This is a genomic window from Microbacterium sp. TNHR37B (assembly GCF_001620065.1).
Classification (GTDB): Bacteria; Actinomycetota; Actinomycetes; order Actinomycetales; family Microbacteriaceae; genus Microbacterium.
The window spans coordinates 205,751-231,329 of record NZ_LQGV01000003.1 but is presented as its reverse complement, the minus strand read 5'-3'; the positions used below and the strand labels follow the sequence as shown (position 1 = coordinate 231,329).

Genomic DNA, 25,579 nt, shown 5'->3' with positions numbered 1-25,579 from the left:
AAACTCACCTGCCGGGACAGGCTGGGCACCGCCGCTGGCGGTGTCGATACGGCGATTGTATACCTCGGAGGATACACATGTCACCATAGGGCGCAAAAGTGTCGTATTTACTTGTCGGCGAAGAAGACGCTGCGCACCTCGTCGCCGCACACCGGGCAGGCCTGTCCGCGCCGGCCGTGCACGGCCATGCCCCTCCGCTTGGCGTCCTTGAGCTCCGCGGGCGGCTTTCCGCTGGCCTCGCCGACCGCCTCGGTGAGGGTGTCGCGAACGGCGGCGTACAGGCGGTCGATCTCGGCGTCGTCGAGCCCGGCCGCCAGCGCATACGGCGACATGCGCGCCGCGTGGAGGATCTCGTCGGAGTATGCGTTGCCGATGCCCGCGACGATCGACTGGTCGCGCAGCACCCCTTTGATCTGGGTGCGGCGTCCGGCGAGGAGGCCCGCGAGCGCGTCGCGCGAGAAGTCCTCGGCGAGGGGATCGGGACCCAGGCGCGCGATCCCGGGAACGTCCTCCGGCCGCCGGGCGGCGTAGACGGCGAGGGACTTCTTCGTGCCGGCCTCGGTCAGGTCGAATCCGGAGTCGTCGTCGAAGCCCACCCGGAGGGCGATGGGGGTCTTCCCCGGCCGGATCACGGTGGCGGGCAACAGGTCGTACCACCGCAGCCAGCCCGCTTTGGCGAGGTGGAAGATGAGGTGGGGCACCGCGGCGCCGTCTTCGGTGCCGATGTCGACGAACTTGCCGTGCCGCGTGACACCGGCGACGCGCGCGCCGACCAGAGCGGGGAGGGGCGGGTCGTAGGTCTTCAATGCCGCGATGTTGGCGACGGTCGCCTTCGTCACCGTCCGTCCGCGCAGGCGCCCGTCGAGGAAATCGACCAGTCCCTGCACCTCGGGCATCTCCGGCATGCCCTCATCCTGCCACCGCCGGGGGACACGCGCGCCCCCTCACGAGGAGACGGCCGGTCGCGCAGGAGACAGCTGGTCAGGCGTCGAGCACGGGCCAAGGCTGCGGCGCGCGGTCGTCGGAGGGGAGGAGTCCCGCGACCCAGCCGTCCGCCCGCGTGCCGGAGCCGTTCCGCAACGCCGCGCGCTGCGTGCCCTCGAAGTGGAACCCGAGGGCGCGGGCGGCGCGGGCGGAGGGGACGTTGCCGACGACGGCCCGCCACTGGATCCGCGCGAGTCCCAGTCCATCGGCCACGAAGCCCCAGTCGATCACGGCGGCCGCCGCCTCGGTCAGGAAGCCCTGGCCGCGGTGGTCGGACGACATCCAGTAGCCGAGCTCGGCATCGCCGCCGCCGAGGCGGTGGAGCCCCACGACCCCGGTGAGCACGCCGTCGGCGCGGACCGCCCACGTCGCCTCCGACCCGGATTCCCACCACTCGGTGGCACGTGCGACGAAATCGACCGCGTGTGTGCGCTCGTAGGGGCTCGGCACCGTCGTGTAGCGCTGGATGTCCGGATCCTGGCAGGCCCGGAAGATCGCGTCGACGTCGTCTGCCGTCACCGCCGAGAGCTCGAGTCGATCGGTCCGGAGCGTCACGGGCTGCATCCTCCGACCCTATCTCCGCCGCACGCTTCCTCTCGCTGCGGAGTTGTCCTGGAGAGCCGCTGGCGTGGGTCACACGCGACGGAGCAGACCCACCTTGTCGTACACGTCGGCGAGGGTCGCTTCGGCCACCTCGTCCGCCTTGGCCGCGTTCGCCGCGAGGAGCCGGTCGAGCTCGGCGGGGTCGTCGAGCAGTTCCAGCGCGCGCTGACGCACCGGACCGAACTCTCCCACGACCACCTCCGCGAGGCCCTTCTTGAAGTCGCCGTAGCCGCGGCCAGCGTACTCGTCCTCGATCGAGGGGATCTGCCGCCCGGTGAGGGCCGCGTAGATCACGAGGAGATTGGAGACGCCGGGCTTGTTCTCCCGGTCGTAGCGGACCGACCCCTCGGAGTCGGTGACCGCCCGCATGACCTTCTTCGCCGAGACGGCCGGGTCGTCGAGGAGCCACAGCACGCCGGCGTCCGACTCCGCGGACTTCGACATCTTCGCCGTCGGGTTCTGCAGGTCGTAGATACGCGCCGTCTCCTTCTGGATGACCGGGGTCGGCACCGTGAACGCCTTCCCGTACCGGGCGTTGAAGCGTTCGGCGAGGTCGCGGGTCAGCTCGACGTGCTGCTTCTGGTCGTCGCCGACGGGAACGATGTCGGTCTGGTAGAGGAGGATGTCGGCCGCCATGAGCACGGGGTAGGTGAACAGTCCCACGTTGGTCGCGTCGGCGCCGTAGCGCTGCGACTTGTCCTTGAACTGCGTCATCCGTCCCGCCTCGCCGAAGCCGGTGAGAGTGGCCAGGACCCACTGGAGCTGGGCGTGCGCCGCCACGTGCGACTGGACGTAGAGCGTGGACTTGGACGGCTCGATGCCCGCCGCGATGTACTGCGCGGCGGTGCGCCGGGTCTTCGCTCGCAGCTCGGCCGGGTCGTTCGGCTGGGTGAGGGCGTGAAGGTCGACGACCGAGAAGAACGCCTCGTACGCCTCCTGCAGATCACGCCACTGGAGGAGCGCGCCGATGTAGTTGCCGATCTGGAGGGAGTCGGCGGAGGGCTGCATTCCGGAGTACAGGCGAGGTCTGGTCACCCGACAATCCTAGGGCGCGCGGCGCCGGCACATCCGACGGAGCGGACGGCCGGGGCGCGGTCACCCGAAGGTGTAATCCGCGATCACGGGGGCGTGGTCGCTCCACCGGGTGTCCCACGAGGGTGCCCGCACGATCCGGTAGTCGGTGACCTTCTCCGCCATCGCGGCAGTGGCGAGCTGGTAGTCGATCCGCCACCCGGTGTCGGTGTCGAAGGCCTTGCCGCGGTTGGACCACCACGAGTACGGGCCATCGACCTCCCCGGCCCACCGCCGGCCCACGTCGATCCAGCCGAGGCCGGTTCCGGTGGTGCCGTCGACACAGTCGACGGTCTCGCCCCGGGCGCCGGTGAAGCGGTCGAAGTACGCACGCTCGCGCGGGAGGAAGCCTGCCTTCTTCCGGTTGCCCTTCCAGTTGCGGATGTCGAGTTCGCGATGGCCGACGTTGAGGTCGCCCGTGACGACCGCCAGCTCTCCCAGGGCGGGAAGTCGCGCCTCCATCGCGTCGAGGAAGGCGTACTTCGCCACCTGCTTCTCGGTATCGGCCTCTCCCGTGAACACATAGGCGCTCACCACCGTGACCGACTGACCCGCGACCTCGATGTCGGCCTCGACCCAGCGCCCCTTCGAGTCGAGCGTGTCGTCGCCGAGCTCGGTGCGCCAGATCTCCAGCGGCTCCCGCGCGGCGATCGCCACGCCGGCGCGGCCTTTCGCGAGCGCCTCGTCGTTGACGACGTGCCAGCCCGGAAGAGCCGCGGCGAGGTCTCGCGCCTCCGCGCGCACCTCTTGCAGGGTCAGGATGTCGACGTCGGCCGACTCGAGCCACCCGTGCATCCCCTTCCGCGCCGCCGCCCGGATCCCGTTGACATTGACCGAGGCGATACGCAGGCGTGGGGGCATGGAGGCCAGCCTACTGAGAGTCGCCGACACGGCTCTGCGGGCCGGTCACCGCGATGCGGGGGCGCCGTCTCCGCCCGCGTCGAGGCGGGCCAGCTCGTCCTCCGCGCGGCGCAGCTCTCGCGTGGCGGCCCACCGCGTCCAGAGGGAGGCCTCGCTCCGCGCGACGTGCGCGTCGCGCACCCGCAGGCGCGCCGCAACCAACAGCGCCTCGCGTTCCGCGGCGCGTCGCTGCGCCTCGGTGGGGGTGACGAGCGGCACATCGCGGTCGTGGGCCGAGACTGCCACCCACGAGGAGGCGACGAGGATCACGATCCCCGCGAGCCGGAACCACAAGAGGAAACCGATGAAGACGGAGAAGGTCGCCAGGAGGGGATTGGCCGGCGTGTAGTACAGGAGCAGTCCCGCCCCGAGCTGCAGCACGACCAGGGCGCCGCCGCCGAGCATCGCGCCGGGCCAGATCCGACCCCAGGGCAGGGTCGTCCCGGTGAGGAAGCGGACGAGGAACGCCAGTGCTCCCGTGTTGATGACGAGTGCGATCGCGAGCGACGCGAGCCTGCTGAGGACGTTCCCCCACGTGGAGAGGATGTCGCCGCCGACGGCGCGGAAGAGGAACTCCACCGCGCCGCTGGCTGCCCACCCGAGCCCGGCCCCGAGCACGAGAGATCCGCCGAACAGCGCCCCGGCGACGAAGTCGCGCGCTTTCAGATAGAGGTAGTTGCGGTCATCGAACGGGAGGCCGAAGATGTCGCGGACCGCTCGACGCGTGAACGTGATGAAGCCGATGGCCGTCCAGATCGCGACCATCACCGCGACCGCTCCGGTGACGGCCAAGACGCTGGTCGCGCTCCGGGCGATCTCCTCGACCGCATCGGCGGGGACGAGGCCTCTGCCTTCGGGTCCGATGAGACCGGGGATGTAGGAGTTGATGAGCTCGATCAGGCCGTCGATGGCGGGGCGACTGCCGCCGAGCCACAGCCCGACGCCGGCGAAGGCGACGTAGATGATCGCGAAGATCGCGAAGATCGACTGGTAGCTGATGGCGGCCGCCAGAAGGAAGCCGTTGTGCTGGAGGAAGTGACGCCAGACCCGGATCGGGAACCAGGCGAGCGTCTGGCGGGTGAGGCGCGTCGCGCGCTCGATCGGCTCGTCCAGGCGTTCGCGCAGACCGGACTCCTCCCAGCGCGCACGCCAGAGGTCGCTACGGTCCTCGCTCACCCGACCAGGCTATCCAGCGCCGGCGCGCGTGGCGGCTCAGCGGCCGCGCAACACCGCCTGCTTGACCTCGGCGATGGCCTTGGTCACCTCGATCCCTCGCGGGCACGCCTCGGTGCAGTTGAAGGTCGTGCGGCAGCGCCACACGCCTTCCTTGTCGTTGAGGATGTCCAGGCGCACATCGCCGGCGTCGTCACGCGAGTCGAAGATGAACCGGTGTGCGTTGACGATGGCGGCCGGGCCGAAGTACTGTCCGTCGGTCCAGAACACAGGACACGACGACGTGCACGCCGCGCAGAGGATGCACTTGGTCGTGTCGTCGAAGATCTCGCGGTCGGCGATGGACTGGATGCGCTCCTTGCCCGGCTCGGGCGTCGAGTTCGCGATGAGGAACGGCTGCACCTCTCGATACGACGCGAAGAACGGCTCCATGTCGACGACGAGGTCCTTCTCCAGCGGGAGGCCCTTGATGGCCTCCACGTAGATCGGCTGCGAGATGTCGAGGTCCTTGATGAGCGTCTTGCACGCCAGGCGATTGCGGCCGTTGATGCGCATCGCGTCGGATCCGCAGATGCCGTGGGCGCAGGACCGGCGGAAGGTGAGCGAGCCGTCGACCTCCCACTTGATCTTGTGGAGGGCGTCCAGCACGCGGTCGGTCGAGTAGAGCTCGACGTCGTAGTCCACCCAGCGCGGCTCGCTGTCGACCTCGGGGTCGAAGCGGCGGATGATGAAGGTGACGAGGAACGACTGGATGCCGGTGTCGTTGGTGGCCTCGGTGGCGGCGTCGGCGACGAGGGTCATCTCAGTACTTCCTCTCCAGCGGCGGGTAGCGCAGTTCGCCGGCCTCGTTCTTCGTGAACACGACGGGCTTCCAGTCCAGGCGGATGTGATCTTCGGGGTGCGACGAGTGCGGGTCGCCCGAGAGGTAGGCCATGGTGTGCTTCATGTAGTTCTCGTCGTCGCGGTGCGGGAAGTCGTCGCGCATGTGGCCGCCACGGCTCTCCTTGCGGTTGCGCGCGGTGACGACGACGACCTCGGCGATGTCGAGGAGGAAGCCCAGCTCCACCGCTTCCAGCAGATCGGTGTTGAAGCGGGTGCCCTTGTCATCGACGTGGACGTTCTTGTAGCGCTCGCGCAGGTCGGCGATGACGTCCATGACCTCCGACAGCGACTGGTCGGTGCGGAACACCTGGGCCTTGCGGTCCATCTCGTCCTGCAGAGTCTTGCGGAGGACGGCGATCCGCTCCGAGCCGGGGTTGTTCCGCAGGCCCTCGAGCATCTCGCGCACCTCGCGCGCGGGGTCGTCCGGGAGCGGCACGAAGTCGGCGGTCGCGGCGTAGGTCACCGCGTTGCGGCCGGCGCGCTTGCCGAACACATTGATGTCCAGGAGCGAGTTGGTGCCCAGACGGTTGGAGCCGTGCACGGACACGCAGGCGCACTCGCCCGCCGCATAGAGGCCGGGGACGACGGTGTCGTTGTCGGCGAGGACCTCGGCGTCGACGTTGGTGGGGATCCCACCCATCGCATAGTGCGCGGTGGGCATGACGGGCACCGGCTCGACGACCGGGTCGACGCCCAGGTAGGTGCGGGCGAACTCGGTGATGTCGGGGAGCTTGGTCTCCAGCACCTCTGCGCCCAGGTGGGTGCAGTCCAGCAGCACGTAGTCGCGGTGGGGGCCGGCGCCACGGCCCTCCGCCACCTCCTGGACCATGCAGCGGCTGACGATGTCACGCGGAGCGAGGTCCTTGATCGTGGGAGCGTAGCGCTCCATGAACCGCTCGCCCGAGGCGTTGCGGAGGATCGCGCCTTCGCCGCGCGCACCCTCGGTGAGGAGGATGCCGAGACCGGCGAGACCGGTCGGGTGGAACTGGAAGAACTCCATGTCTTCCAGCGGGAGCTTCTTGCGCCACACCACGCCCACGCCGTCGCCGGTGAGGGTGTGCGCGTTGGAAGTCGTCTTGAAGATCTTGCCGAAGCCGCCGGTGGCGAACACGACCGCCTTGGACTGGAAGACGTGCAGGTCTCCCGTCGCCAGCTCGTACGCGACGACGCCGGCGACCTGGGTCTCGGCGCCCTCGCCCACCGTGATGAGGTCGAGCACGTAGAACTCGTTGAAGAAGTTGATCCCGAGCTTGACGCAGTTCTGGAACAGCGTCTGCAGGATCATGTGACCGGTGCGGTCGGCCGCGTAGCAGGCACGTCGCACGGGGGTCTTGCCGTGGTCGGCCGTGTGCCCGCCGAAACGGCGCTGGTCGATCTTGCCCTCGGGGGTGCGGTTGAACGGCAGGCCCATGTTCTCGAGGTCGATGACCGCGTCGATGGCTTCTTTGGCCAGGATCTCCGCGGCGTCCTGGTCGACGAGGTAGTCGCCGCCCTTGACGGTGTCGAAGGTGTGCCACTCCCAGGAGTCCTCTTCGACGTTGGCGAGCGCCGCCGCCATGCCGCCCTGCGCCGCGCCGGTGTGCGACCGGGTGGGGTAGAGCTTGGAGATCACCGCGGTCTTCGCGCCCGGACCGGCTTCGATCGCGGCGCGCATACCGGCACCGCCGGCGCCCACGATGACGACGTCGAACTGGTGGTAGTAGACGCCGTCTTTGACGACCGCGTCGGGGTAGCTGAGAGTCACAGTCAGGATGCCTTGCAGATCTCGGTCAGGACGCTGCCGTCGCTGAGGTTGGGGATGCACGGGTCGAAGGTGAAGACCACGAGGGTGCCGAGGACGATGAGCAGGCCCGCGGTGATCCACAGGGCCCACACCAGCACGCGCCGCGTCTTCTCGCCGGTGACGTAGTCGTTGACGATGGTGCGCATGCCGTTCGCGCCGTGGATGAGCGCGAGCCAGAGCATCAGCACGTCCCACCACTGCCAGAAGGGGCTCGCGAACTTGCCGGACACGAACGCGAAGTCGATCCCGTGGATGCCCTCGCCCAGCATCAGGTTGACGAAGAGGTGGCCGAAAATGAGGACGACCAGCAGCACGCCGGAGACGCGCATGTAGATCCAGCCCCACTTCTCGAGGTTGGCGCCCTTCTTGCGGGGCGCGGCGCTGCGCGGGGCAGCCAGGGTCTCGGCGGTCATCAGTGCCCCCCTCCCATGGTCGAGAAGACGATGGGGAGGTGGCGTGCGGCGAATCCGCCCACGGTCACCACCCAGAGCACGAGCACGGTCCACCACAGCTGACGCTGGTGGCGCGTGGCCCACGGCCACAGGTCCACCGCGATGATGCGGAGGCCGTTGAAGGCGTGGTAGACGATCGCGGCCACGAGCACGGTCTCGCCCAGTCCCATCACGGGGTTCTTGTACGAGCTCATGACGGCGTCGTACGCATCGGGGGCGACGCGGATCAGAGCCGTGTCGAGCACGTGGACGAGAAGGAAGAAGAAGATGGCGACGCCGGTGATGCGGTGCAGCACCCACGACCACATGCCCTCGTTTCCGCGGTACAGCGTGCCGCGCGGCGTACGGGATGTGGTCTGGGTTACCGACGGTGTGACGCGTGCTGGTGCGGACACGGTCGTCCTCCCTTTGGTGTGAACGGCACCTCGAAGCGGCGGGGGACAGCATCATCCCTGGGGCTTCCGACCCCGACGTCGCACACGGGCGCCCCTTCATCCTAGGACGGTCCTCGGGCACGGGGCGAGTGAGGCGGGCCTTACTTCTCTCGACGTCGAGATATCGGTGCGCGAGGACGCCGGTTCGCCGTCCCGACCCCTGACTTTCGGGGGGAGGGTGGGCTCCCCGCCAGAGCATCTCCGCTTCGAGGTCCGCGCCCGGGGGACGCTCAGGAGCCTCCCGCTACGCTCGGTGCCATGGTCGATCCCATTCCCGACTTCTACGCCGTCATTCCTGCGGGAGGGGTGGGAAGCCGTCTGTGGCCGCTGTCCCGCGCTGATGCGCCCAAGTTCCTCCACGACCTCACCGGTTCCGGGCACTCTCTGCTCCGCGACACGTGGGACCGGTTGGAGCCGCTCACGGGGGAGGGGCGGATCGCGGTCGTGACCGGGCGTGCGCACCGCGCCGCCGTGGAGGAGCAGCTGCCGGGGATCGCCGACCACAACGTGTTCCTCGAGTCGGAGCCACGCGACTCCGCTGCCGCGATCGGACTGGCCGCGGCGATCCTGCACCGCCGCGACCCCGACGTCATCATCGGGTCGTTCGCCGCCGACCACGTCATCCGCGTCCTCCCGGTGTTCCACTGGGCCGTGCAGCAGGCCGTCGCCGTCGCGCGCGAGGGCTATGTGTGCACGATCGGGATCACCCCCAGCGAGCCCTCCGTCGGCTTCGGCTACATCAAGAAGGCCGACATGCTCGAGGTGCCGGGAGCTCCCGAGGCGGCGCTCGTGGAGCGTTTCGTGGAGAAGCCAGACCTCGAGACCGCGCGGCAGTACGTCGCCTCGCGGGACTATCTGTGGAACGCGGGCATGTTCATCTCCCGCGCCGATGTGCTCCTCGCCGAGATCGAGGCCAATCAGCCCGAGCTGCATGCCGGGCTGATCGAGCTCGCCGAGGCGTGGGACGACCGCGACCGGCGGGGGCCCGCGGTCGACCGCATCTGGCCCAAGCTCCGCAAGATCGCCATCGACTACGTCGTGGCCGAGCCCGCCGCAGAGCGGGGACGATTGGCAGTCATCCCCGGGCACTTCGACTGGGACGACGTGGGCGACTTCGCGAGTCTCGCCAAGCTCAACTCCGGCGGACGCAAGAACGACCTCGCGATCCTCGGCGAGAACGCGCGGATCCTCTCCGACGCCGCCAGCGGCATCGTCGTCAGCCACACCACGCGGGTGATCAGTCTCATCGGGGTCAAGGACATCGTCGTCGTCGACACCCCCGACGCGCTGCTGGTCACCACCAGCGAGCACGCTCAGCGGGTCAAGGGTGTCGTCGACGCCCTGAAGGTCACCGGTCGCGGCGACGTCCTCTAGTCGGGACGGCTCCCGGGCAGGTGGTCAGGGGCGCCCGTCCCCATCCGGCTTCCGTGCGGCGATCGCCTCGACGATCGCGTCTTCCTCGGCCGCGTCACGGTCGACGGGCTCCGGTGCGAGGGCGGCGTCGCCCCGAGGGTGCAGCAGGATCGTCGGAACGAGGATGCCGACGAAGAGGGCGCCGACGGTCCCCGTCCAGGCGACGTTCGCCGGACCCGCCAACAGCGCGAGCGAGGTGACGTCGGACCCCTCGACGACGCGGAAGAGGACGAACAGGTACCCGGCCGCCATCGCGAAGACCGCGTACGCGATCGTGGCGCGCACGGCGCTGACCATGAGGTTCGGTCGCGCGGCACGGGGGAAGGGGAAGCCCCGTTCGAGGCAGCACCACAGTGCGGCCGCGAAGACGGGGAGCGCGCCCACCCATTCGGGGCCGGTCCAGAAGGCAAGGACCGAGCCCATCCCGCTCTGCCCAGCCGGATAGACGACGCGCAGGAGGAACAGGGCGGGCAGACCCTGGAGGGCCCAGACCGCCACCACGGTCACCGCGACGAGCGCGGCGCCCTCGCGTCCACGTCTGTTCGACATCGGTCTCCCTCCGCTCTGACCCTAGCGAGAGCTCGGACCCGAGCGAGCGCTTTCAACGGTGCGCATCCGAAGGCTTACGCACGGCGCTCCCGGCCGTCGGAAACCGGTCGATCCTGAGCAGGATGCGTGCTGCATGACGGGTTCATTGCGTCTTTGTAACCATTCGGGCTGAACGGCCTGCTCAGCGTGCAAATCAGCGGACACAATCGGTAACTTGATCCCGCATGCCCGCGAAGTCCGCGGGTCTTCGTCCGTGGAGGCACACTTGACCATTTCGACCACCAAGAAGTTTGCGGGTATCGCGGGAGCAACTCTGCTCGTCGCGGCCCTCGCCGGCTGTGGGAGCGCCCCGCAGGCGAGCCCGTCGTCGCCCGGTGCCAGCGCACCGACCGTCGTCGATGGCTTCAAGCCCTGCCTGATCTCGGACGCGGGCGGCTGGAACGACAAGTCGTTCAACGAGTCGGCCAAGAACGGCATGGACAAGGCCGCTGCGGAGCTGGGCGTGAAGCCGCTGGAGTTCGAGTCGACCAACGACAACGACTACAGCCCGAACATGACCACCGCCATCTCCGAGGGCTGCACGCTGATCATCTCGGTCGGCTTCAAGCTCGCTGCCGCGACGGTCGAGGCTGCCAAGGCCAACCCCGACCTCAACTTCGCGATCATCGACGACTACGCCGACACGGACTTCGACGGCAAGACCGACGCTCCGAACATCAAGCCGCTCGTCTTCAACACGGCTGAGGCCGCCTACCTCGGTGGCTACGCCGCCGCGGCGTGGTCGGCTCAGGCGGGCGTGAACAAGGTCGGCACCTTCGGCGGCATGCAGATCCCGTCGGTCGCCGTGTTCATGGACGGCTACAAGCTGGGCGTGGACAAGTACAACGAGGACAAGGGTGCCAACGTCCAGGTCTTCGGCTGGGACGTCGAGTCGCAGAAGGGCGCCTTCACCGGCGGCTTCGACGCGAACGACACCGCCAAGCAGACCGCGAACTCGGTGCTCGACCAGGGCGTGGACGTCATCCTCCCCGTCGGTGGCCCCATCTACAAGAGCGCGGCGGCGGCCATCGCCGACAGCGGCAAGGACACCCTGATGCTCGGTGTCGACAGCGACCTCGCCGTCGCCGACGACAGCGTCGCCGACATCACGCTCGTCTCGATCATGAAGGCCATCGACGTCGCGGTCTACGACGCCACCGTCGCCGCTGCCGCGGGCAGCTTCGACCCGGCCCCCTACGTCGGCACCCTCGAGAACGAGGGCGTCAAGCTCTCGAGCTTCCACGACTTCGAGTCGAAGCTCCCGGCGGGCCTGACCGACGAGATCGCCGCCCTGCAGAAGGCGATCGTCTCGGGCGAGATCAAGGTGGAGTCGAAGAACTCCCCGTGATCTGACCACTCACCACTCGGGGCGAGCCTGCGCAAGCGGCTCGCCCCGAGTGTCGTCCGCAGTGACATCGATGGCGCCCTCCCGCCGGAGCGGGGGCGCCGGATAGGGTTTTGATATGAAGCTCGAGCTACGCGGGATCACCAAGAGATTCGGCAGCCTCGTCGCCAACGACCACATCGACCTCGTGGTCCAGCCGGGGGAGATCCACGCCCTCCTCGGCGAGAACGGCGCAGGAAAGTCCACCCTCATGAACGTGCTCTACGGCCTGTACCAGGCCGACGAGGGCGAGATCCTCCTCGACGACGAGGTCCAGCATTTCCGCGGTCCGGGCGACGCGATGGCGGCCGGCATCGGCATGGTGCACCAGCACTTCATGCTGATCCCCGTGTTCACCGTGGCGGAGAACGTCATGCTCGGACACGAGGAGACCAAGGGTCTCGGGCGTCTCGACATCCAGAAGGCCCGGCAGCACGTCCGCGAGGTCGCCGAGCGCTTCGGGTTCCAGATCGACCCCGACGCGCTCGTCGGCGACCTCCCGGTCGGGGTGCAGCAGCGGGTGGAGATCATCAAGGCGCTCTCCCGCGACGCCAAGGTGCTCGTGTTCGACGAGCCGACCGCGGTGCTGACCCCGCAAGAGACCGACGAGCTCATGGCGATCATGCGCCAACTGCGCGACGAGGGAACCTCGATCGTCTTCATCACCCACAAGCTGCGTGAGGTCCGCGAAGTCGCGGACCGTATCACCGTCATCCGCCTCGGCAAGGTCGTGGGGGAGGCCTCGCCGACCGCCACGAACACCGAGCTGGCCTCGCTCATGGTCGGACGTGCCGTCGAGCTGACCGTGCAGAAGGGGGCCCCGCAGCTCCGGGAGGGCGGGCTCTCGGTGCGCGACCTCCGCGTCCTCACCGCCGAGGGCGGGATCGTCGTGGACGGGGTCAGCTTCGACGTGCGGCCCGGCGAGGTGCTCGCCATTGCGGGAGTGCAGGGAAACGGCCAGACCGAGCTCGTCGAGGCCATCGTCGGCCTCGCCCCCCGCGTGGAGGGGTCCATCCGCCTGGGCACCACGGAACTCGTGGGCAAGAGCGTGCGGGGGATCCTGGAGTCGGGCGTGGGCTTCGTCCCCGAGGACCGCACCGAGGACGGGCTCGTGGGCGGGTTCTCGGTCGCCGAGAACCTCATTCTCGATCGATCGAGCGACCCCGAGTTCAGCCGCGCAGGCACCATCCGACGTGCGGCGCTGGACGCGTTCGCCCGGGCCCGCATCGCCGAGTACGACATCCGTACGCAGGGGCCGCAGACGCCGGCCGGGAAGCTCTCCGGCGGCAACCAGCAGAAGGTCGTGATCGCCCGCGAGATGAGCCGTGATCTCCAGCTCCTGGTCGCCGCGCAGCCCACGCGCGGGGTCGACGTCGGATCGATCGAGTTCATCCACAAGCGGATCATCGAGACCCGTGACGCCGGCATCCCCGTCGTGGTGATCTCCACCGAGCTGGATGAGGTGACCGCTCTCGCCGACCGGATCGCGGTGATGTACCGCGGCGCGATCGTCGGTATCGTCCCGGGCGACACGCCCCGGGACACCCTCGGCCTGATGATGGCCGGTGCGACGGATGCGGAGGTTGCGGCATGAGCGGCACGATGCCGGGCGCGGCCGATGGCGCCCGCCCCACTGAACAGCTCCCCCCGGCCAGCGGCCCGCTGACCGGTGAGGAGGTGCCACCGCCTCCCCGTTCCAGTGTGTTCCTCAAGGAACTGCTGCGCGGCAGCGCGATGACGACGATCCTCGCGATCGTGCTGGCGATGGTGGTCGGCGGCGTGCTGATCGCGATCACGAACTCCGACGTGCAGGCAGCGGCCGGCTACTTCTTCGCGCAGCCGGGGGACACCTTCGCCGCGATCTGGAACGCCGTCTACAACGGTTACGAGGCACTCTTCCGCGGCGCGGTGTTCAACTTCCGTGGGGCGAGCTTCGAAGCGCAGATCCGTCCTCTGACCAACTCGCTCGGCTTCGCCGCTCCCTTGATCGCCGCCGGTCTCGGCGTCGCCCTGGCCTTCCGGGTGGGACTGTTCAACATCGGCGCGCGCGGCCAGATGCTGGTGGGCGCGATGTTCGCGGGCCTGTTCGCGTTCAACCTCGACCTGCCGATCTGGATCCACCTGCCCGTCACGCTGCTGGCCGGCATCGTCGGCGGCGCGCTCTGGGGCGGCCTGGTCGGGATCCTGAAGGCGAAGACGGGCGCCCACGAGGTGATCCTCACGATCATGCTTAACTACGTCGCGTTCTACCTCCTCATGTGGATGCTCCGCACGCCGGGGCTGCTGCAGATGGAAGGACAGAACCAGCCGCAGTCGCAGCCGACGCCGGTCACCGCGCAGTTCCCCGACCTCCTGGGGCCGCTCTTCCCGCAGCTGGACTGGGGCTTCGTGGTGGTCGTGGCCGCCACCCTCCTGGTGTGGTGGGTGATCGAGCGGTCGAGCCTCGGTCTTCGGATGCGTGCGGTGGGGGAGAACCCCCACGCGGCGCGCGCCGCGGGCATCAACGTCGAGCGGCTCTATGTCTACGCCATGCTCTTCGCCGGCGGGCTTGCGGGCCTCGCAGCGATGAACCAGATCCAGGGGAACGTGACCACCGGCTTCGGTGCGACGATCGACGCCGGCATCGGGTTCGACGCGATCACCGTCGCCCTCCTCGGCCGCAGCCGCGCCTGGGGCACCTTCGCGGCCGGCATCCTCTTCGGCGCGCTCAAAGCGGGATCCTTCTCGATGCAGGCCCAGGGCATCCCGGTGGACATCGTGCTGGTCGTCCAGTCGCTCATCGTGTTGTTCATCGCGGCGCCGCCGCTCTTGCGCGCCGTGTTCTTCCTCCCCAAGACGGACCTCGAGAAGGCGGCCAAGGCGCGAGCCAAGGCGGCCAAGAAGGCGGTGACGGCATGAGCGCCCCCGCTCTCGAAGCCGACGGGACCATCCAGCTCGACGTCGTGAAGGAGCGGCGCCTGAAGGTGCCCGCGGTGTTCGCGATCGTCACCGTGCTGCTGACGGTGCTGTTCGCGGTCGCCCCCCGTGGCGGCACCTCCATCTTCCGGCTGGGCGACCCGTCGTCGGCCATCGCCATCCCCGACGTCGAACTGCCCACCGGCCTGACGACGTGGCTGCTGGTGGCGGTGCTGGCGGCCCTCACTCTCTGGGCCGCGTGGATCGCGTGGTCGTATCGACCGGTTCCGCTGTGGATCGCGGCCGTCTTCGGCGTCGTGGGCGTCTTCGCCTTCCTCGTCTGGGCGGCGGCGGGCGGCCTCGTCCCGCTCCCGAGCCTGCTGTTCGGCGCGGTGTCGCTGTCGGTGCCGCTCGTCTTCGGCGCGCTCGGCGGTGTCATCGGTGAGCGGGTCGGCGTCGTCAACGTCGCGATCGAAGGGCAGCTGCTCCTCGGGGCGTTCTCTGCGGCGTTGCTGTCGAGCATCACCGGGAATCCCTTCATCGGGCTCCTGGGCGCCATGGTCGGCGGTGTGCTCGTGGCGTTCGTGCTGGCGGCCTTCGCGATCAAGTACCTGGTCGACCAGGTCATCGTCGGCGTTGTCCTGAACGTCCTGGTCACCGGCCTCACCGGGTTCCTCTACGGCGCTCTTCTCGTGCCGAACGAGGCCCAGCTCAACCGTCCCGAGCGGTTCGGACGCATCGAGATCCCGCTGCTCAGCGACATCCCCGTCATCGGGCCGGTGCTGTTCAACCAGACCTTCATCGTCTATCTGATGTTCGTGACGGTCGCCATCGTGGCGTGGGGGCTCTACCGCACGCGCTGGGGCCTTCGGCTCCGCGCCGTGGGCGAGCACCCGCAGGCAGCCGACACCGTGGGCATCAAGGTCGCCGCGACGCGGTTCTGGAACGTCTCGCTCGCCGGGGCCATCGCCGGCATCGGCGGCGCCTTCTTCACCCTCGTCTCGGTTCCGGAGTTCGGCAAGGACATGACCGCCGGCCTCGGCTTCATCGCTCTGGCCGCCGTGATCTTCGGTCGGTGGGATCCCATCCGGGCGACCCTGGCCGCACTGCTGTTCGGGTTCGCGACGAACCTCCAGAACCTGCTCACGATCCTGAAGACCCCGATCCCGAGCGAGTTCATGCTGATGCTGCCGTACATCGTGACGATCCTGGCGGTCGCCGGCTTCGCCGGACAGATCCGCGGACCCGCCGCCGCCGGCAAGCCGTACATCAAGGGATGACATGACCGACATCGATTGGGACCATCTGCGCGCCGTCGCGACCGAGGCGATGCAGCGCGCGTACGCGCCGTACTCGCGCTACCGGGTGGGGGCGGCCGCCCTCGTCAGCGACGGACGCGTCGTGTCCGGGTGCAACGTCGAGAACGCCTCCTACGGCGTCGGGCTCTGTGCCGAGTGCGCCCTCGTGGGAGACCTGCACATGTCCGGCGGCGGCCAGCTCGTCGCATTCGTGTGCGTCAACAACGACGGCGAGACCATCATGCCGTGCGGTCGATGCCGCCAGCTCCTGAACGAGTTCGCCTTGCCGGGCATGCTCTTGGAGACGGTGTCCGGCATCCGCACGATCGACGAAGTCCTGCCCGACGCGTTCGGGCCCCGAGATCTGGAGGCCGCCCGATGAGCAGCCCGACCACGCCCGACGTGGAGCCCTTCGACGCGGTCGACGTGATCCGCACCAAGCGTGACGGCGGTGCCGTCGCCGAGGATGCGCTGCGGTGGATGGTCGACGCCTACACGCGTGAGTACGTCGCCGACTCGCAGATGGCGGCCTTCGCGATGGCTGTGCTCCTGAACGGGATGACGAGGGACGAGATCCGCGTCATGACCGACGCGATGATCGCCTCGGGGGAGCGTATGAGCTTCGCGGGCCTGGGCAAGACCACCGTCGACAAGCACTCCACGGGAGGCGTCGGTGACAAGATCACCCTGCCGCTCGCCCCGCTCGTCGCCGCGTTCGGTGTGGCCGTTCCGCAGTTGTCGGGACGCGGGCTCGGGCACACCGGCGGCACGCTCGACAAGCTCGAGTCGATCCCGGGGTGGCGCGCCGCCCTGTCCAACGACGAGATGTTCGCCCAGCTGCGCGACGTGGGTGCGGTCATCTGCGCGGCCGGTTCCGGCCTCGCGCCGGCCGACAAGCGGCTCTACGCCCTTCGTGACGTCACCGGCACGGTCGAGGCGATCCCTCTCATCGCGTCGAGCATCATGTCCAAGAAGATCGCCGAGGGTACCGACTCGCTCGTCCTCGACGTCAAGTTCGGATCCGGCGCTTTCATGCGCGACGTCGACCGCGCGCGGGAGCTCGCGCGGACCATGGTGGCGTTGGGCACCGACTCCGGAGTGGCGACGACGGCGTTGCTCACCGACATGAACACGCCGCTGGGCCTGGCGATCGGCAACGCCAACGAGGTCCGGGAGTCGGTGGAGGTCCTCGCCGGCGGGGGACCCGCCGATGTCGTGGAGCTGACGGTGGCGCTCGCGCGCGAGATGCTCGCGCTCGCCGGCCAGCCGGACGCCGACGTCGAGGCAGCGCTGACCGACGGCCGGGCCATGGACGCGTGGCGCCGGATGATCCGCGCCCAAGACGGCGACCCGGACGCCCCGCTTCCCGCCCCTCGGGAGACCCACACCGTCGTCGCCGATCGTGAGGGCGTCGTCACGGCGCTCGAGGCGCTTCCCTTCGGCGTCGCCGCGTGGCGCTTGGGCGCCGGACGTGCCCGCGCGCAGGACCCCGTCATCCACGCCGCCGGTATCGATCTCCACGTCAAGCCCGGCGATCGGGTCGCTCCCGGACAGCCCGTCTTTACCCTCCTCGCCGACGACGAGCACCGCTTCGCCCGCGCTCTCGACGCCCTCGACGGCGCGTGGACGATCGGTGACGAGGCCCCCGCCCGTTCGCCGCTCGTCCGGGAGCGCATCACCGCCTGAGCGGGCGGCACCCCCACCTCCATTCCTCACACCCCGGGAGAATCATGGCCATCGATCAGCACGGCGACGCGAAGCTGCAGGGCGTCTCGATCCGCTCCCTGCCGAAGGTGTCGCTGCACGACCACCTCGACGGTGCTCTGCGCCCGCAGACCATCATCGAGCTCGCCGACGAGATCGGGCTCGAGGTTCCCCGGACCGACGCCGACGCCCTCGCCGACTGGTTCGAGGGGCAGAGCGATTCCGGCTCGCTCGTGGAGTACCTGAAGACGTTCGACCTCACCACCGCTGTCATGCAGACGCGGGAGGGGCTGCGCCGCGTGGCCAAGGAGTTCGTGGAGGATCTGGCCGCCGATGGCGTCATCTACGGCGAAGTCCGCTGGGCTCCGGAGCAGCATCTCGCCGCCGGCCTGACGCTCGAGGAGGCCGTCGAGGCCGTGCAGGAGGGAATCGAGGAGGGCGAGGACACGGTCGAGGCCCGCGGCGACGACATCCGCGTCGGGCAGCTCATCACCGCGATGCGCCACACCGATCGGGCACGGGAGATCGCCGAGCTCGCCGTCGCCTTCCGGGGACGCGGCGCCGTCGGCTTCGACATCGCGGGTCCCGAGGACGGCTTCCCGCCCTCCCGCCACCGGGAGGCGTTCGACTATCTCGCCGAGCAGTTCTTCCCCGTGACGGTTCACGCGGGGGAGGCGGCGGGGCTCGACTCCATCCGCTCCGCGCTCATCGACGGCCGCGCCCTGCGCCTCGGCCACGGCGTCCGGATCGCGGAAGACCTCGAGGTGGTGTCGCAGAAGGGGGAAGAGACCTTCGTCACCTTCGGAGACCTCGCCCACTGGGTGCGCGACCGCGAGATCCCGCTCGAGCTCTCGCCGTCGTCCAACCTCCAGACCGGGGCGATCGCCAGCTGGGGCACCACGATGGAGGACCACCCGTTCGACCTCCTCTACCAGCTCGGATTCTCGGTCACGGTCAACGTCGACAACCGCACGATGAGCCGCACGTCTCTGACCCGCGAGCTGGCGCTTCTCGCCGAGACCTTCGACTACTCGCTCGACGACCTCGAGGCGTTCCAGCTGAACGCGGCCGCCGGGGCGTTCCTGTCGGTCGAGGAGCGCGAGGAGCTCATCGAACTGATCGGTGAGGGCTTCGACCGCTGACCTCCGCTGTCGTCGTCTGCATCCCGGGTCCCGGTGCAGGACTCCGGAATCTCTCGGTGGAGCCGCTTCCCGGGGGTGCTTTCGGCCGGCTGGTCCGGCGAGTTCCGGAGTGTTGCGCACGCGACGCCAGAGCACCGCGGAGAATATCACGAACCCATTCCGGCCGAAAGAGGACGTCCTCGGCGAGCAGTCGGATCGTCGTGTACCCCTGCGCGATCGCCAACGCGTCGCGCCGGCGATCGCGCTTGTGCTCCTCCCAGGAACGATGGTGGGCGGCGCCGTCACACTCGACGATGAGCCAGCCGTCCACGAGCAGATCGACGAACCCGACGTCCTGGAGCGGGACCTGCAGTTCGGCGTCGTACCCGAGCTGGCGCAACATCAGCCGCACGAGCGTCTCAATGCCTGACTCCGCTCGGGGATCCAGCAGGGCACGGAGCGGGCGGTAGCGAGACGGGAGCCGGGCGAAGACGTCCGCCACGCCGCGCTCGTCCACCAGCCCCAAATGCCACGCGCTGTCGAGGGTCGCGATAGCCGCTCGGGGGGATTGGCACCGCACCGCCTGCGCGAGCGCCTCGATCACGGATGTCGTGGTGACATCCTCAGCCACCGTCGTGGGCCGCCAGTGTCGCACCATGCGGGTCGGGGGTGCAGGCACCCGGCTGGCATCGCGATCCAGCTGGATGTGGAGCCGCCGGTCGTCGAGCACGAAGACAGTCAGATGCGACATCAAGGAGAGGCAATCCAGCCTCCCGCCGCTGTGGACCGCATTGACGAGATCAGGGTGCGTGTCCGCCGGCAGGTAGTGGTCGTTGCGTGGACGCAGCAGGGAACCGGATCGAACGGCGAGAGTGATCTGTCGCCCGGTGAGGCCCAGGCGGCGAAGCTCCTGCCGGTGCATCACCCGCGGTGGAATGTCAGACGGAAGGGTCGGGCGGGGCGGCCTGGGGCGATTCATCCGTGGACGATGCCGCCTGCAGGCGGCGCGCCCGTGCCGGTCCGGGCGACGTGGGGACAGCCCAAGCTATTCCGAGGCTGGGGAGAGGGCGCTGTCGTTGGCCTCTCACGCGCCATCTTCCGCCGCTCACGTTCGGCGCTCCGGAAATCCGCTCGCCCGATGGGCCGATCTGGGCGGGAGACCTCGTCGAACCGGCTGTTGTTCCGGAGTCCCGAACGACCCAGGAGTGAGCCACCCCCGTGGGGGAGTGAGGCGCGGCTACGGGCGGTCAGTAGGAGGTTGGGCGAGGTAGACGGTTCAGGGCTCCGGAGTCTTACGGCCGAACTGGGGGTGGAAGGTGGAATCTGGCGGATCGAGTGGCGGGTTTCCGGAGTCCTGAACGGGCGGGACGCGGGACCCCGAAAGGGCGGGGCGGGGGCGAGTGGGGTGGCGGTATCGACCGCTTCACGGGTTAGCGGGCGAGCCCGGGGTGGGCCCGGCGGGGTTGATCACCGTTCCTCCCGGACGTCAGCGACCGCGTCATCGCACGCACCGTGGTGCGATAGGCGTCCTTGTTGACGTAGTACGACATCCGTTCCAGCGCCAGATAGCGGTATCCACCGGTGAGGTCGGGCCACGGGACGCTGACCGTCCGACGGAACAGCGACGCCCGATCGGGAGCGTCGACCTGCGCGCGCAGGTAGGCGGCGACGAGCTCCGCCTGTTCGAAGCGCCCCTGCCAGCCGAGCCCGGACGCCTCGACCATGCCCATCACGTACAGCCCGTTGAACGACGGCGGGAAGATGTGGAGGAACAGGTGGGGCGCGCTCCCCGTCCAGTGCAGATCGGCGCGGTCGACGAACGGGTAGTCGAGACGGTATCCGGTCGCCAGCAGCACGGTGTCGTACTCGCCCGAGGAGCCGTCGCGGAAGTGGACGGTCGTGCCGTCGAACCGCGCGACGTCGGCGCGGATGCGGAGGTCGCCCTGGCCCAGATGATTCAGAACGAGGGTGTTGACGATGGGGTGCGATTCGTAGATGCGGTAGTCCGGCCGGGGGAACCCGAATCTCACCGGATCCCCGGTGAAGGCCCGGAGCACGCGTGTATCGATGAACTGCTTGAGTCGAGCGGGCAGCGGTCGGCCCTGATTCAGGGTGTCCGCCGGGCGGCCGAAGAGGTAGCGCGGGACGAAGTAGTAGCCGCGGCGCACGCTCATCTCCACCGAGGCCGCGTGATGGACGGCGTCGACCGCGATGTCGCAGCCGGAGTTCCCGGCGCCGACGATGAGCACCCGGCGGCCGGCGAGCTGGCTCCCTCTCTTGTACGCGCTCGTGTGCAGGAGCTCACCCGAGAACCGGCCCGGAAACTCCGGGAGGTGCGGCTCCGCCAGCGTGCCGTTGGCGATGATCACGCCGTCATAGGAGGTCGTCGTCGGCCCCTCGGGGGAGTCGGCGGTCACGTCCCAGGCGCCGGTAGGAGTACGCATGACGGCGGTCACTCTGCTGCGGAACCGAAACCGCTCATCGAGGCCGAACGCGGCGCTGTAGGCGCGGAAGTAGCGCACGAGCTCCCGATGGCCCGGATAATCCACGGTGCTCTCCATCGGGAACTCCGTGAACTCCGTGGTCGTCCGCGAGGAGATGAGATGGGCCGACTCATACATCGTCGAGCGGGGGTTGTCGATGTCCCACAACCCGCCGACACCCGAGGACGCTTCATAACCGTCGAAATCGAGACCTTCGCGGTGGAGTGCCCGGGCGGCGGCCAGCCCCGACGGCCCGGCGCCGATGATGGCGTAGCGACGCTGAGGCATGGTCCGGTCACTCCTTTGTGGCGGATGAGGCGATGTGACGTGATGCTATCGGGTGGCCGTGGGAGGACTGGCTATCCCCGTGACGCGATGAACTCTCCGACAGACGACGTGATCTCCGCCACTGTCTGCTCGCGCGACAGCGTCGCGACTCCGTCGCCGTCCTGGCGACCGTACGCGCCGAAGGAGGCGTGACTCGCACCGTCGATCTGGATCATGGTCGCATCCGGAGGAAGGAGGTGGCGGGCGTCGTCGATCTTCTGCGGCGTCGACAGCCCGTCCTCGCTTCCCGACAGGCTCAGCACGGGGAGGCCGGTGTCCGAGATGTCCGTGGCGCAGTAGGAGGCGAAGAGCACGAGCGCCTCGGCATCGGCGGCGAGGCTGCATGCTCGCACGCCGCCCAGGGAGTGGCCGCCGACCGCCCACGTCTGCACCTCGGGGGCGAGGCCCGTGAAGGTGCTGAGCGGGCGCGGGTCGAAGAAGGCGAGGTTGAGCCAGGGGCGGGTGATCACGACGGTCAGGCCGTCGTCGGCGACGAGTCCGCTGAGGGTGCTCGCATAGGCCCAGGGGTCGACTTTCGCGCCCGGGATGAACACGAGCCCCTTCGCCGCGTCGGCGTCGGGATGTGTCGGCGACATGACGATGGCGGTGCCGTCATCAGTGAGGCGGATGGCCGGGTCGGCGCGGACGGCGGCCAGCGGCTCGGCTTCAGCCGCGTACACCCCCACCTGGCTCCACACGACGATCCCCGTCGCGGCGAGCAGAAGCACGCCGACCAGTCCGCCGCCGATCCACCACAGCAGTCGTCGCCGTCGCCGCTTCGCCGCGGTCACTCCCGCTCAGCCTGGCGCGCGGCGACGACCTCGCTCACGCGGGCGAAGAGGGGGTGGTCCTGCGTGAGCCCGGTGACAGACGAGGTGAACTCGTCGGCGGTCTCGGCACGCAATCTCTGCTGGAGCTCCACCGATTGCTCGTCGTCCGTGTCGTCGAAGCGCAGCGCGGCGCCGATCGCTGCCAGAAGCGCGTCCACGGCGAGTCCGCGCTCGGCTGCTTCGGCCGCCGGACCGACGAAACGTTCGTGGCGGGAGAGCTTGCGCAGCGGCTGACGCCCGACGCGGCCGACGGTGTCGGGGAGAGCCGGATTGGCGAATCGGCGCAGGATCGTGGCGCGGTACTCGGCGAGCTCGCCGGCATCCAGTCCGTGCTTGGCCACCAGCAGCGCCGAGGTCTCTTCGAGGGTGGCTGCCACCTTGCCGGCGATCGCGGGGTCGGCCAGGACGTCGGAGATCTTGTCGATGCCCGCTTCCGCGCCGAAGTACGCGGTGGTGGCGTGGCCCGTGTTGACGGTGAAGAGCTTGCGCTCGATGTAGGGGGCCAGATCGTCGACGAAGTGCGCGCCGGGAATGTGCGGCGGCGCCTCGCCGAAGGGCGGCAGCTCGATGGCCCACTCGTAGAACGGCTCCACGGTGACATCGACACCGGCTCCGGCGGGCTGTGCCGGGACGATGCGGTCGACGGCGGTGTTGGCGAACACGGCGCGGCCTTCGAGGGCGTCCCACGCCTCGCCCGCCTGAGCCTTGATCTCGTCACGGAGCAGATCGGTCGCATTGATCGCGTTCTCGCACGCCATGATCTGCAGCGGGGGAGCGGACGGGTCGCGCAGCGCGAGCCCGGCCACGATGGGCGGGGCCACGAACTTCAGGATCGTCGGGCCGACCGCGGTGGTCACCACGTTCGCGCGGGAGATCTCGTCGACGAGCTCATCCTGCTGGGTCGCGCTGTTGAGGGCGCGGAAACCGGTGACCACCTTGTCGGTGCCGCCGTCACCCACCTCGTGGACCGTGTACGAGGACGCGGCGTTGATCGCATCGACGAGCGGAGCGGCGACGTCGGAGAACACGAGGTCGTAGCCGCCCTCGTGGAGGAGTAGTCCGACGAAGCCTCGGCCGATGTTGCCGGCGCCGAAATGGACGGCTTTCATGACTCGTTGACCGCTGCGAGCAGGGTGAACAGCTCTTCCGGGGTCTGCGCCGCCTTCAGCCGCTCGACTTCGTCCTCGTCGGAGAACAGGAGGGCGATCTGCGACAGGATCTCGAGGTGTTCGTCACCCTTGCCGGCGATGCCCACGACGAAGCTGACGGGGTTGCCGTCCCAGTCCACGCCGCCGTCGTAGCGGACGAAGGAGAGAGCCGAATCAAGGATCGCGTCTTTGGTCTCGTTCGTGCCGTGGGGGATGGCCAGCTCATTGCCCATGTAGGTCGAGACCGTCGTCTCGCGCTGCTGCATCGCATCGAAGTACGCCCCCGTCACGGCGCCCGCCGCCTCCAGGATGTCGGCTGCTTCCCGCATCGCCTGCTCCCGAGTAGCCGATCCTGCGTGGATGCGGACCTGTCCGACGTTCAAGACTTCACGTGCCATGACTGTTCTCTTTCTTCCTTCTGATCGGATGCCTCGGGCTGCGAGGCCGGGTGCATCTCGCGACCCGACCCCGCAGCGGTCTTCCGAGGCTACGCGTCGTGCTGATCGACCACGAGCTTGACGACCTCGTCGTACTTCGGCGAGTTCATGAAGTTGTCGACCGACACGTGGATGGCGTTCGGGTTGACTCCGCGTGCCCGGTCCGTCAGCTGCTGCTGAGTGATCACCAGGTCCTCGGAGCCGTCGAGGTTGGCGACCGCCTTGTTGGTGACGGTCACCCCTTCCACGCCCGCCTTCTTGATCTTGTTGCGCAGGACGCTCGCGCCCATCGCGGACGAGCCCATGCCCGCGTCGCAGGCGAAGACGATGTTGCTGATCGTCTTGTCGGCAGTCACGGTGCCGGTGGCCGCGCCGGCAGCCGCCGCGCCCGAGCCGCGCAGCGCGTCCATGGCGGACGAGGACTTGCCCTTGTTCGCCTCGGTCTGGTCGATGGCTGCAGAGAACGAGTCCGTTGCGGCGGCGAGATCCCGCTTGCGCGAAGAGCGCAGGATGACGGCCGTGATCAGGAAGGTCACCGCTGCGGCGAGGACGACAGAGAGGTAGACGACCAGCAGGTTTCCGACACCACCAGCCTCGGGAGTCAACGCCGCCGCAGTGACGGCGATGATGCTTCCGGGCGCCGCGGGGAACGCGAGACCACCGCCAAAGATCATGTTTGTCGTGACACCGGTTGCGCCACCCGCAATGAGCGCAAGGATCGTCATCGGCTTGCTGAGTGCATACGGGAAGTAGATCTCATGGATGCCGCCGAAGAACTGGATCACGATCGCGCCCGGCGCCGAGGCCTTGGCGGCCCCGATGCCAAAGAACGTGAAGGCCAAGAGGAGCCCGAGTCCTGGGCCCGGGTTGGCCTCGATGAGGAACAGGATCGACTTCCCCGTCTCCGCCGCCTGCTGGATCCCGAGCGGAGTGAACACGCCGTGGTTAATGGCGTTGTTGAGGAACAGCACCTTCGCGGGCTCGACGATGATCGAGAGAACCGGCAGAAGACTCGCCGAGACGAGCCCGCCGACGATCGTCCCCAGGAAACCGCTGATGCCGAGCATCACGGGGCCGAAGGCGAAGAACCCGAAGATGGCGAGAAGCATGCCCAGGATGCCCGCGGAGAAGTTGTTGACCAGCATCTCGAAGCCGGGCTTGATCTTCCCGTCCCACAGCTTGTCCATCTGCTTGGTGGCCCACGCTGCCAGCGGGCCCATAATCATGGCGCCGAGGAACATCGGGATGTCGGTTCCCACGATCACACCCATCGTCGCGATGGATGCCACGACGCCACCTCGCTCGCCGTAGACCATGCGCCCACCGGTGTTGGCGATCAGAAGAGGCAGGAGATAGGTCACCATCGGGCCGACCAGGCCGACGAATGTGGTGAAGGTGACGCCGTCTTCGGTCTGAGCGAGAGCGGTTCTCGCGCCCTCCCAGCCGATGGTTGCCGCATCCCCAAAACCACCGAGCAGGTTGGAGACGGGGAACCAGCCGCCCAGCCAGCCGGCCGAGATGAAGAGCATCGTGATGAAGCCCCACGCGATGAATGCCGCGATGTTCGGCATGATCATGCCGGACAGGAACGTGCCGAAGCGCTGGACTCCGACTCGTGCCCGATTGACCCCCGTGGTGGGGGAGGACGCCGTTGTCATGTGTTGATATC

At 68.8% G+C, this 25,579-nt stretch carries 24 protein-coding genes; 8 read left to right on the top strand and 16 right to left on the bottom strand.

The features are described 5' to 3' along the window. Window positions 1-107: 107 nt before the first annotated feature. From AVP41_RS09330 to sdhC, 9 genes are all read right to left on the bottom strand, one after another. Window positions 108-905 carry an Fpg/Nei family DNA glycosylase gene (locus AVP41_RS09330; RefSeq protein WP_082829138.1) on the bottom strand — a complete coding sequence of 266 codons (798 nt, stop codon included), beginning with the start codon at window positions 903-905 and terminating at the stop codon, window positions 108-110. A 76-nt stretch (window positions 906-981) separates the two neighbouring features. After that, complete coding sequence (locus tag AVP41_RS09325) at window positions 982-1,548, bottom strand: GNAT family N-acetyltransferase (RefSeq protein WP_067163629.1); 567 nt, start codon at window positions 1,546-1,548, stop codon at window positions 982-984. A gap of 69 nt (window positions 1,549-1,617) precedes the next feature. After that, a complete protein-coding gene (gene trpS / locus AVP41_RS09320) occupies window positions 1,618-2,622 on the bottom strand; it encodes a tryptophan--tRNA ligase (protein ID WP_082829137.1) in 1,005 nt (334 codons plus the stop codon). Window positions 2,623-2,682: 60 nt separating this feature from the next. Then, window positions 2,683-3,519, bottom strand: coding sequence for an exodeoxyribonuclease III (locus tag AVP41_RS09315; RefSeq protein WP_067163624.1), 837 nt, complete (start codon window positions 3,517-3,519; stop codon window positions 2,683-2,685). 45 nt (window positions 3,520-3,564) lie between these two features. After that, the gene (locus AVP41_RS09310) at window positions 3,565-4,734 is read right to left on the bottom strand and encodes a YihY/virulence factor BrkB family protein (RefSeq protein ID WP_067163621.1); all 1,170 of its coding nucleotides are present in this window, start codon (window positions 4,732-4,734) and stop codon (window positions 3,565-3,567) included. A 36-nt stretch (window positions 4,735-4,770) separates the two neighbouring features. Continuing rightward, window positions 4,771-5,532 carry a succinate dehydrogenase iron-sulfur subunit gene (locus tag AVP41_RS09305; protein WP_067163619.1) on the bottom strand — a complete coding sequence of 254 codons (762 nt, stop codon included), beginning with the start codon at window positions 5,530-5,532 and terminating at the stop codon, window positions 4,771-4,773. A 1-nt stretch (window position 5,533) separates the two neighbouring features. Beyond that, entirely contained in the window at window positions 5,534-7,357 is a 1,824-nt protein-coding gene (gene sdhA, locus AVP41_RS09300; RefSeq protein WP_067163616.1) for a succinate dehydrogenase flavoprotein subunit, read from the bottom strand. A gap of 2 nt (window positions 7,358-7,359) precedes the next feature. Continuing rightward, a complete protein-coding gene (locus tag AVP41_RS09295) occupies window positions 7,360-7,809 on the bottom strand; it encodes a succinate dehydrogenase hydrophobic membrane anchor subunit (RefSeq protein ID WP_067163614.1) in 450 nt (149 codons plus the stop codon). Further along, window positions 7,809-8,243, bottom strand: coding sequence for a succinate dehydrogenase, cytochrome b556 subunit (sdhC, locus tag AVP41_RS09290; protein WP_082829136.1), 435 nt, complete (start codon window positions 8,241-8,243; stop codon window positions 7,809-7,811). Before sdhC ends, AVP41_RS09295 begins: the two co-directional genes overlap by 1 nt. Window positions 8,244-8,540: 297 nt before the next feature. On the opposite strand from sdhC, the gene AVP41_RS09285 reads away from it, so the two are divergent. Further along, window positions 8,541-9,656, top strand: a complete 1,116-nt coding sequence (locus AVP41_RS09285) for a mannose-1-phosphate guanylyltransferase (RefSeq protein ID WP_067163609.1) — start codon at window positions 8,541-8,543, stop codon at window positions 9,654-9,656. Between the two features lie 24 nt (window positions 9,657-9,680). Here AVP41_RS09285 and AVP41_RS09280 read toward each other — a convergent pair whose 3' ends face one another. Continuing rightward, window positions 9,681-10,244 carry a hypothetical protein gene (locus AVP41_RS09280; RefSeq protein WP_067163606.1) on the bottom strand — a complete coding sequence of 188 codons (564 nt, stop codon included), beginning with the start codon at window positions 10,242-10,244 and terminating at the stop codon, window positions 9,681-9,683. A 265-nt stretch (window positions 10,245-10,509) separates the two neighbouring features. Here AVP41_RS09280 and AVP41_RS09275 point away from each other — a divergent pair, with 265 nt between their 5' ends. From AVP41_RS09275 to AVP41_RS09245, 7 genes are all read left to right on the top strand, one after another. Then, window positions 10,510-11,631, top strand: coding sequence for a BMP family lipoprotein (locus AVP41_RS09275; RefSeq protein ID WP_067163604.1), 1,122 nt, complete (start codon window positions 10,510-10,512; stop codon window positions 11,629-11,631). A 115-nt stretch (window positions 11,632-11,746) separates the two neighbouring features. Next, window positions 11,747-13,261: an ABC transporter ATP-binding protein gene (locus tag AVP41_RS09270; protein ID WP_067163601.1), complete on the top strand. Its 1,515-nt coding sequence runs from the start codon at window positions 11,747-11,749 to the stop codon at window positions 13,259-13,261. Then, window positions 13,258-14,565, top strand: coding sequence for an ABC transporter permease (locus AVP41_RS09265; protein ID WP_067163599.1), 1,308 nt, complete (start codon window positions 13,258-13,260; stop codon window positions 14,563-14,565). The genes AVP41_RS09270 and AVP41_RS09265 overlap by 4 nt, the downstream gene beginning before the upstream one ends. Beyond that, window positions 14,562-15,842 (top strand): ABC transporter permease, encoded by a 1,281-nt coding sequence (locus AVP41_RS09260; protein WP_067163596.1) that lies wholly within the window; start codon window positions 14,562-14,564, stop codon window positions 15,840-15,842. The genes AVP41_RS09265 and AVP41_RS09260 overlap by 4 nt, the downstream gene beginning before the upstream one ends. A 1-nt stretch (window position 15,843) precedes the next feature. Beyond that, window positions 15,844-16,242, top strand: a complete 399-nt coding sequence (locus AVP41_RS09255) for a cytidine deaminase (RefSeq protein WP_067163593.1) — start codon at window positions 15,844-15,846, stop codon at window positions 16,240-16,242. Then, the gene (locus AVP41_RS09250; protein ID WP_067163591.1) at window positions 16,239-17,546 is read left to right on the top strand and encodes a thymidine phosphorylase; all 1,308 of its coding nucleotides are present in this window, start codon (window positions 16,239-16,241) and stop codon (window positions 17,544-17,546) included. Before AVP41_RS09255 ends, AVP41_RS09250 begins: the two co-directional genes overlap by 4 nt. 44 nt (window positions 17,547-17,590) lie before the next feature. Beyond that, window positions 17,591-18,706: an adenosine deaminase gene (locus AVP41_RS09245; RefSeq protein WP_067163588.1), complete on the top strand. Its 1,116-nt coding sequence runs from the start codon at window positions 17,591-17,593 to the stop codon at window positions 18,704-18,706. Here AVP41_RS09245 and AVP41_RS09240 read toward each other — a convergent pair. From AVP41_RS09240 to AVP41_RS09215, 6 genes are all read right to left on the bottom strand, one after another. Then, complete coding sequence (locus AVP41_RS09240) at window positions 18,672-19,436, bottom strand: endonuclease domain-containing protein (protein WP_231902722.1); 765 nt, start codon at window positions 19,434-19,436, stop codon at window positions 18,672-18,674. The two genes, AVP41_RS09245 and AVP41_RS09240, sit on opposite strands and share 35 nt — an antisense overlap. Before the next feature lie 679 nt (window positions 19,437-20,115). Continuing rightward, window positions 20,116-21,456: a flavin-containing monooxygenase gene (locus AVP41_RS09235; protein ID WP_067163586.1), complete on the bottom strand. Its 1,341-nt coding sequence runs from the start codon at window positions 21,454-21,456 to the stop codon at window positions 20,116-20,118. A 71-nt stretch (window positions 21,457-21,527) separates the two neighbouring features. Beyond that, window positions 21,528-22,286: an alpha/beta hydrolase gene (locus AVP41_RS09230; RefSeq protein ID WP_067163584.1), complete on the bottom strand. Its 759-nt coding sequence runs from the start codon at window positions 22,284-22,286 to the stop codon at window positions 21,528-21,530. After that, on the bottom strand, window positions 22,283-23,434 hold the full coding sequence (locus tag AVP41_RS09225; protein WP_067163581.1) for a mannitol-1-phosphate 5-dehydrogenase: 1,152 nt from the start codon (window positions 23,432-23,434) through the stop codon (window positions 22,283-22,285). The genes AVP41_RS09230 and AVP41_RS09225 overlap by 4 nt, the downstream gene beginning before the upstream one ends. Continuing rightward, window positions 23,431-23,871, bottom strand: coding sequence for a PTS sugar transporter subunit IIA (locus AVP41_RS09220; protein WP_067163579.1), 441 nt, complete (start codon window positions 23,869-23,871; stop codon window positions 23,431-23,433). The genes AVP41_RS09225 and AVP41_RS09220 overlap by 4 nt, the downstream gene beginning before the upstream one ends. An 89-nt stretch (window positions 23,872-23,960) precedes the next feature. Continuing rightward, window positions 23,961-25,568 carry a PTS mannitol transporter subunit IICB gene (locus AVP41_RS09215; RefSeq protein ID WP_067163576.1) on the bottom strand — a complete coding sequence of 536 codons (1,608 nt, stop codon included), beginning with the start codon at window positions 25,566-25,568 and terminating at the stop codon, window positions 23,961-23,963. Window positions 25,569-25,579 lie beyond the last annotated feature (11 nt).